The sequence below is a fragment of the Kitasatospora aureofaciens genome, assembly GCF_019192735.1.
Lineage (GTDB): Bacteria > Actinomycetota > Actinomycetes > Streptomycetales > Streptomycetaceae > Kitasatospora > Kitasatospora aureofaciens_A.
The window spans coordinates 47,092-54,854 of the sequence record NZ_JAHTKP010000052.1; the positions used below are offsets into that span (position 1 = coordinate 47,092).

6 protein-coding genes and 1 pseudogene are annotated in these 7,763 nt (G+C 75.3%); 3 read left to right on the plus strand and 4 right to left on the minus strand.

Annotated elements, in window-relative coordinates:
• Positions 1-40: 40 nt before the first annotated feature.
• Together KV557_RS32510 and KV557_RS32515 are read left to right on the plus strand one after the other, a co-directional pair.
• Complete coding sequence (locus KV557_RS32510; protein WP_218205142.1) at positions 41-961, plus strand: pyridoxamine 5'-phosphate oxidase family protein; 921 nt, start codon at positions 41-43, stop codon at positions 959-961.
• Positions 962-1,177: 216 nt separating this feature from the next.
• The gene (locus tag KV557_RS32515; RefSeq protein WP_218205143.1) at positions 1,178-2,521 is read left to right on the plus strand and encodes a peptidoglycan-binding protein; all 1,344 of its coding nucleotides are present in this window, start codon (positions 1,178-1,180) and stop codon (positions 2,519-2,521) included.
• A gap of 72 nt (positions 2,522-2,593) precedes the next feature.
• Here the strand turns inward: KV557_RS32515 and KV557_RS32520 are convergent, their stop codons facing one another.
• The 4 genes from KV557_RS32520 to KV557_RS44590 all read right to left on the minus strand — a co-directional run bounded on the left by KV557_RS32520 (position 2,594) and on the right by KV557_RS44590 (position 6,699).
• Entirely contained in the window at positions 2,594-3,343 is a 750-nt protein-coding gene (locus tag KV557_RS32520) for a TrmH family RNA methyltransferase (RefSeq protein WP_218205144.1), read from the minus strand.
• Between the two features lie 36 nt (positions 3,344-3,379).
• Entirely contained in the window at positions 3,380-4,540 is a 1,161-nt protein-coding gene (locus KV557_RS32525) for an HTTM domain-containing protein (RefSeq protein ID WP_218205145.1), read from the minus strand.
• Between the two features lie 164 nt (positions 4,541-4,704).
• A complete protein-coding gene (locus tag KV557_RS32530; protein WP_218205146.1) occupies positions 4,705-5,364 on the minus strand; it encodes a DUF5819 family protein in 660 nt (219 codons plus the stop codon).
• 96 nt (positions 5,365-5,460) lie between these two features.
• Complete coding sequence (locus tag KV557_RS44590) at positions 5,461-6,699, minus strand: rhodanese-like domain-containing protein (protein ID WP_218205147.1); 1,239 nt, start codon at positions 6,697-6,699, stop codon at positions 5,461-5,463.
• 246 nt (positions 6,700-6,945) lie between these two features.
• Between KV557_RS44590 and KV557_RS32540 the strand changes: the two are divergent.
• Positions 6,946-7,763 (plus strand): annotated as a pseudogene (locus KV557_RS32540) (PAS domain-containing protein); the annotation flags it as partial.

Here is a 7,763-nt window from a genome sequence, read left to right on the forward strand (position 1 = left end):
TCTGCACCCGACTTCTGCACCCGACCGAGCGGAGACCGTCGTGACGAGCGTCGACACGCCCTACCACCCCGGCGAGCTGGCCGCCCAGACGCTGGCCGGCCTGCGGGACCGGGCCGACCACTCCGGCCGGTCGATCCGCAGCACCATCCCCCCGGTGGCCGCCCGCTTCCTGACCGAGCGGCGGATGCTGGTGGTCGGCGCCGCCGCCCCGGACGGCCGGGTCTGGGCCACCCAGCTCGCCGGCGTCCCGGGCTTCCTCCAGGCCGCGGACGAGCGGGCCCTGACGGTCGCCGCCCTGCCGTCCGAGCACGACCCGCTGGCCGCCGCCCTGGCCGGCCCGGCGCAGGTCGGCACGATCGCCCTGGACCCGGCCGGCCGGCGCCGGATGCGGCTCAACGGCCGTTCCGTGCCGGACCGCCGGGGCGGCCTGGTGATCACCGCCGAGCAGGTGGTCGCCAACTGCCCGAAGTACATCCAGCGCCGCACCCCGACGGACCGCCCGGACGCCGGCGCGCCGCGCGTGGTGGCCGCCGGCCAGGCCCTGTCCACCGTCCAGCAGCTGACCGCCGCCACCGCCGACACCTTCTTCGTCGCCACCGTCGGCCCGGACGGCAGCGTGGACGCCTCCCACCGGGGCGGCTTTCCCGGCTTCCTGCGGGCGACCGCGCCGGACCGGCTGTGCTGGCCCGAGTACCCGGGCAACAGCATGTTCATGACGCTCGGCAACCTGGAGCTGGACCCGCGCACCGGCCTCCTGCTGCCCGACTGGGAGACCGGCGGCGCCCTGCTCGTCACCGGCGAGGCCCGCACCGACTGGTCCGCCGAGGCCCGTGCGGGCATCCCGGGCGCCCAGCGGATGGTCGAACTGACCGTCACCGGCGTCCTCGAACTGGCCGACGCCACCCCGCTGACGTGGACCGACCCCGAGTACTCGCCCGCCAACCCGCCCACCGCCGGTTAGCCGGCCACAGCTGACCGGACGCCAGGTCGGCACCGGCGCTACCGTTTCCCGCCCACCCACGCCACGCCCGGGCCGCCGAACGGCCGCCACCCGCCCGGCGCAACCCGCCGCGCCGGGCTCCGCCCGGTTTGGGACTTTGGTCCCGATGCCAGCGGAACCGGCCCGGGAAGGTCAGCCCTGTCACACCGTCAGGCCTGACCAGGAAAGAGGCGGACCATGACCCGTACCGACCACCTGTCCCCGCTGCTGGAGTTCGACGAGGTCGAACCGGACGAGGACTGCGTATGCGGGGGCTGCATTGCCCGCCGCCGGGCCCGGCTGCGCGCCGCACCGGTGCACGCGGGCGGGCACGCCTCGGCCCACAGCATCCGCCGCCGGGCCGCCGTGCTGATGGCCGCCGTCGGCACCGCGATAGGTGGCGGCACCGCCGCCGCCACCTCGGCCGCCGCGGCACCCGCCCCGAGCCCCGGTCCCACCCCGGGCGGCAGCAGCAGCACCCGGTCCCCGCAGAACCCACAGGGCGAGGTCAGCGGCCTCTACGGCGAGGCCCCCGGCGCCCGTGCCTTCGCCGCCCCGCGCGCCGCCGCCCAGCCGCTGACCAGAGCGCAGATCGTCCGGCGCGCCCAGAGCTGGGTCGACCAGCAGGTCCCGTACAGCATGGGCCGCTACTGGTCGGACGGCTACCGCCAGGACTGCTCCGGCTTCGTCTCGATGGCCTGGAGCCTGGGCAGCAGCCAGACCACCTGGACCCTGCCGAACTTCGCCGACCGGATCGGCAAGGCCGACCTCCAGCCCGGCGACGTCCTGATCTACAACAACCCGGCCAACCCGCAGGCCGGTTCGCACGTCGCGATCTTCGGCGGCTGGACGGACTCGTCCCGCACCCGCTACCTGGCCTACGAGCAGACCTCCCCCGGCACGAAGAAGCGGGCCACCCCGTACGCGTACTGGAACAACTCCGGCTCGTACGTCCCCTACCGCTACACCGGGCTCTCCGGTGGCAGCAACGACGGCACCTCCTCGACCGCCTTCCCCGGCGCGGACAAGTTCGGCCCGGGCGCCAACAACGCGTACGTCACCAAGCTGGGCCAGATGCTCGTGCAGCGCGGCGGCGCCCGCTTCTACTCCGAGGGCCCGGGACCGCGGTGGGGCGAGGCCGATCGCAAGGCCACCCAGGCGTTCCAGCAGGCCCAGGGCTGGCAGGGCAGCGAGGCCGACGGCATCCCGGGCAAGGACACCTGGGACTACCTGGTCTACGGCAAGGGCCGGAACATCGACGCCGGCACCCCGCTGCCGCCGCCGGTCCAGCCGGGCACCGGGGTACCCGCCTTCCCCGGCGCGGACAAGTTCGGCCCGGGCGCCTCCAACGACTACGTCCGGCAGCTCGGCGAACAACTGGTCCGCAAGGGCTTCGGCGGCGCCTACAGCGTCGGCCCGGGCCCGCAGTGGAGCGAGAGCGACCGCCGCAACGTCCAGGCCTTCCAGCAGGCCCAGGGCTGGAGCGGCGCCGACGCCGACGGCTACCCCGGCCCGGAGACCTGGGGCCGCCTCTTCTCCTGACGCCCCTTCCGCAGAGGCGCGGTGCCCGCCCGGGCGCCGCGCCTCACCGCTTCGGCCTCACCGCTTCGTGCCTCACCGCTTCGACGACATCCAGTGGAAGAGCCCCATCGCGACACTGGTCGCCAGGTTGAAGCTGGACACCCCCGGCTGCATCGGCACCGCCACCAGGTGGTCCGCGCGCGCCTTGAGCTCGTCCGAGACGCCGTGCCGCTCGGTGCCGAAGGCCAGCAGGGCATCGTCCGGGAAGTCCAGCGTCCGGATGTCCGCGCCCTCCGGGTCCAGCACGTACAGCGGCCCGGCGGGCAGCTCCGGCAGCGCCAGCCGCTCGACCGCGGTGGCGAAGTGCAGGCCCGCGCTGCCCCGCACCACGGTCGGGTGCCAGGGATCCAGATCGCCGGTGGTGACCACCCCGGTGGCGCCGAAGCCCGCCGCCAGCCGGATCACCGCGCCGACGTTGCCCAGGTTGCGCGGGTTCTCCAGCAGCACGACCGGCGCCCGGCGCGGCAGCCGGTCGAGCACGGCCCGGTTGGCCTCGGCGGACGGCCGGACGGCCAGCGCGATCACCCCGGTCGGGTGCAGCCGGGGCGCCAGCGTCCGCAGCGCCGGCTCCGGCACCTCCACCGCGAGCGCGTCCACCGCCGGCACGACGTCCTCGGCCAGCTCGGCGGCGAGCGCCAGCAGCGCGGCCCGGTCGGCGGTCAGCACCCGCCGGACGTCACCGCCGAACCGCAGCGCGTGCTTCAGCGGGTGGAACCCGTCCAGCAACACCGTGCCCGGCTCCCGCTCCACCGCCCGCCAGCCCCGCACCACCTCGTCGTCCATGGCCCTCACTCTGCCACGCCCCTCACCCGCACCCCCTCACCTCACGTCCTCCCGCCTCCGCAAAGCCCGCTCCAGATCCCGCAGCGCCTGCCCCAGCAACCGCGCCCCCGCCCGCACCACATCCCGCTGCACCCGCGCTTCCACCCAGAGCAGCGCCCCCGTCGGCAGGAACACCGCGTCCGCCGCGATCATCGCGAGCGAGAACACCGGCAGCCCGAGCATCACCGCGATCCCCAGGTGCTCGGCCATCATGACCGCCAGCAGTACGTTCTTGACCCGCCGGTTGAGCAGCGTGAACGGGAACGCGACCTGCACGATCACCGTGCCGTACGAGATCAGGAAGACCGGCACCAGCGCCGAGCCGGCCAGCGCGGACAGCCACGGCCAGGGCGTGAAGTAGTCCAGGTGCAGCGGGTAGTACAGCGCGGTGCCGTCCTGCCAGCGCGAGCCCTGCACCTTGTACCAGCCGGCCGTGGCGTAGATCAGCATCACCTCGGCGGCGATCACCAGCATCGCGCAGTTGTGGATCATGTTCGCCAGCGCGTCGAGCACCGCCCGCGGCTCGCCGTCCGGCCGCAGCCGTCCGAGCACCCACCAGAGCCCGGCCACCGCCCAGAGCCCCCAGAACAGCGGCGCCCAGCCGACGTACGGGAAGGCGGGGGAGGTCCAGGTGAGGCTCTCGCCTGAGAAGTCGCCGAGCTGACAGACCGCCAGGACGGCGCCGAGGACGGCCCAGAGCACCACGCCGACGCGCCCGGGACCGGCCCGGCGGGCGTCCAGCGACCAGACCTCGGCGCAGCGGGTGAAGACCAGGTACACCGCCATCAGGTGGACGACGTTGTCGCCGCCGTCGCCGAGGAAGACGTTGCGGTTCTGCAGCGACAGCACGGTGACCAGGAACAGCACCGTGCTCGCCCTGGTCCGCCAGCCCAGCACCACCGCCACGGCGGCCAGCACCGCCAGGTGGTAGACCAGCTCGAACCAGAGCCGCCCGCCGAACCAGGGCAGCACGGTGAACGCGCCGTTCTCCGCCAGCAGCCGCTGGGCGAGGTCCATCGACCAGGGCGAGCGGTCGCCGTACAGCACCCGCCGGTGGGGCCACTCGCGCAGCAGGTAGGCGAGCCAGACCAGGCCGAAGCCGATCCGCACCACCGCCGCCTGGTGACGGCCGAGCACCCGCCCGGTGAACGCGGCCATCCCCCGGGCCACAAGCTCACCCGGCCCGGGCCCGCGCGGCGCCTGGGCGGGCCCGGGGGCGGCAGGTTGCCCGGCCTGGCGCGGAATGCCGTCCGACAGCCGTTGCTCCACGGCCGCCGATGTCGCCGACGATGCCGCGGACGCAGGCGGCTGCGACACCTCGTTCACCCGAGCCCCCGGTAGTCCTCGTCGTCCACCGGCCACCAGGGCAGCTCCCGCACCTTCGGCGCGGGCGGCGGCGCCTCCCCGCTCCAGGACGGCGGCAGGACGGTGGCCGAGGTCACCCGGAACTCGATCTCCAGGACCCGCTCGCCGTCCACGCTCCGCCCGATCCGCTGGAGCGCGATCCGCTTCAGGTACTCCTCGGCGAGCTTGCCGCGGGCGGTGGTCAGCGTCTCGTCCTGCGGGTTGTGCGAGCCGTCGTAGAAGTCCCAGGCCCGCCGCAGCAGGTTCTGGTCGACGTGGCTGGGCGCCGGGTTGCCCCGTATCGCGGCGATGTCCTGTGCGGTCAGCCCGGTCCAGTCGTGGGTCCGGGTGGCGCCGCCCTCCGCGACGGTCCGCACCCGGGCGTCCACGCTGACGTTCTGCTGGAGCGGGTTGGGCGCGAAGAGCTTCCAGTTCTGCTCGAACTCGGGGTACACCACACCGTCGACCTCGGCCCGGTACTGCCGGGACACCGAGTTGGCGGGCGCGACGTGCAGGAACACCGCGCCGAGGAAGAGCCCGGTGCCGGTCAGCAGCGCCGCCCCGGCCAGGCCGATCACCAGCTGCGCGGGCCCCGACCAGACCCGCCCGCCGGCCGGTGTGTCGGTGCTGTCGGCCATGCGCACTCCCCCTGCCGGACGGGCGCCGCCGGGTCCCGTCCCGGGTCGGTCGCGCGCCCATCCTGCCCTACGGCCCGGGGGGAGCGGCGGTACGGGCTACAGGACGTAGGCGTCCTGGCCGGTGCTGCTCACCATCGGGCGGCCCGCGCTCTCCCAGGCGTACATGCCGCCGTCCACGTTCACCGCGTCCCGGCCCTGCTGGACCAGGTACTGGACGACCTGCGCGGAGCGCCCGCCGACCCGGCACAGCACGTACAGCTTCTCGTCCGGCAGCTCGCCGAGCCGGGCGATCACCTGGCCGAGCGGGATGTGCAGCGCGCCGTCCGCGTGGCCGGCGTCCCACTCGTCCTGCTCGCGCACGTCCAGCAGGACGGCATCGGCGGGCACGGAGGCGGCGGCGGAGGAGGGGATCTGCGCGAACATCGTGTGACTCTCCTGGGAGTGGGTCGGGTCCGTGCCATTGTCGCCCACCGGCGGTGGGTTGCCGTCGCCCGCCGGCGACGGGTTGCGGTCGCCCACCGGCGACGGGTCGCCGAGCAGCCGGGCCAGCTCGGCCTGCCGGTCGGCGGCCTTGGCGAGCAGTTCCTCGGCGAGCTGCTCCAGCAGCCGGTCCGGGTCCTGCGGGGCGAGTGCGAGCAGCTCGCCCATCGGGGTCTGTTCCAGCCGGACCTGCTCGGCGGCGGTCTCGGCGATCTTGGCGGTGAGCCACTCCAGCCGGCGGCGCAGCCACTCCAGCCGGTCCGGGGCGTCCGGCGCGGGCGCGGCCTCGGGCGCGGTGGACCACTCGGCGGCCAGACCGGCCAGCGCGGCGGCGTCGCCGAACGCGTAGGCCTCGTTGACCCGGACGAGGAACGCGGCCCGGCGCTGCTGCTCGGCGGGGTCGGTGGTGAGGTCCGGGTGGGCGCGGCGGACCAGCTCACGGTAGATCCGCTGGGCCTCCCGGCCGGGGCGGACCTTGGCCGGGGCGGCGGGCGGCGGCGGGGCCGGCTCCCCGTCCCGGCCGCTCTGCTCCCGCTGCTCCTGGACGGAGTCGAACAGCGCGTCCAGGTCGGGCAGTTCCTCGACCTGTTGCCGGGCCTCCGCGGCCCGCCGCAGGTCCTCCGGCCGCCCGGTCCGGGCCGCCACCGCCTCGGCGACGAGCGCGTCCAGCTCGTCCAGCCGGGCGTAGAGCGGGCCGAGCAACTGGTGGTGGATCAGCGCGAAGTTGTCGATCTCGACGCGCAGCGTCTGCACGTCGACGTCCATGCTGAGCCAGGCGAGTTCGGCGGCGGCGACCCGCTCCTCCAGCTCCTGCTGCTCCGGGTCCGTCCAGCGGGCGGGGCTCTGCGCGGTCACGTCTCGCCTCTGTCTCGTCCTGCCGTCTGCGTCCTGCCGACCGGCCCGCAGCGCGGCCCGGCCTGCCACCCTACCCCCGCGCACTCCGCGTCAAGCGGGCGGAAGGGGGGTACGAACCGGCGCGAGGCATGTGCCGTGCAACCGATCCTGATGAATCTCCCCGTTTCGCTATCGAGCCCGGCCCGGTCCGTGCTTCGCTGGTATCCGCACAGCGTGCCTCCTCCAGAGAGACGGCCGCCTCCAGGCGTGGCGGCCAGGCAGGAGCAGACCGAATCCATGGTGGACGAGCCCAACTCCACACCGCGTCCGGCGGGCGCCGAGGCCGTACCGGGTGATCACCCGTCCGGCGTGGTCGCCCTGGTCCGGCTCGCCCTCGTCCTGGTCGACCGGGCCGGGCGGATCGCGCACTGGAGCCGGGCCGCCGAGGAGCTGTTCGGCCACCGCGCCGAGGTCGCGCACGACCGTCCCGCCTCCGGTCTGCTGCCCGCCGTCGAACCCCGCGCAGGCCGCGGGTGCGTCCGCCGCCGCTGCGACGCCCTCGACACGCTGGCCACGCTGACCGCCGACGGCCACCCCTGGGCAGGCCAGATGCCCGTCACCGACCGCGAGGACCACCTGCGCGACGTGCTCTGGTGGGCCTACCCGCTGACCGGCCCGTCCGGCGGCCTGCTCGCCCTCGCCGCGGACGCCCGCCCGCTGCGCACCGCAGGACCGCGCCTCGCGCTCGGCGAGCGGTTACTGCCGTTCGCCGCCGCCCCCGCCGCCCGGGGCGGCTTCCACGGGCTGGTCGCGGCCTTCACGCCGCCGGGCCGTCGGCTCGCCGGTCCCGCTCCGGCCGAACCACTCGCCCGTCTGCTGCCGGCCGCCCACCGCGCCCCGCTCCTGGAGGCGCTGGACCGGTCCGGGCTGCCCGCCCTGCGGCTGGACGCGGCCGCCGTGCTGCCAGTGCTGCCGTCCGACCCGCAGGCCGGCACGGCACACGTCGCCGCCGGGATCGGCCGCCGCTACCCCACCGCCCAGCAGCGCGCCGCCCGGGTCGGCCCGCCGCCGCAGCCGGAGCAGTC